This window comes from Tabrizicola oligotrophica (assembly GCF_011008935.1).
GTDB lineage: Bacteria > Pseudomonadota > Alphaproteobacteria > Rhodobacterales > Rhodobacteraceae > Tabrizicola_A > Tabrizicola_A oligotrophica.
On the sequence record NZ_JAAIVJ010000062.1, the window covers coordinates 1 to 228 of the forward strand.

Annotated in this window: 1 protein-coding gene; it reads left to right on the forward strand. The window is 65.4% G+C overall.

Translation table 11 applies throughout. The features are described 5' to 3' along the window. On the forward strand, positions 1-228 hold a 228-nt coding region (locus tag G4Z14_RS19300; RefSeq protein ID WP_164628496.1), incomplete at both ends, for a DUF7507 domain-containing protein.

Sequence of the window (228 nt, forward strand, 5' to 3'; positions counted from 1 at the left end):
ACACCGCCACCGCCGACAGCGACGAGACCGAGGAGGTCTCCGACAGCGAGGATGTGCCGGTCTGCTATGACCCGGTGCTGCTGATCGACAAGGTGGTGACGGATGTCGGCGGCGACGGGCCGGACGGTCTGGTCGACGCGGCCGGCGACATCATCACCTACGAGATCACGGTGACCAATGACGGCAACGTGACGCTGACCAATGTGACGATCACCGACCCGCTGACCG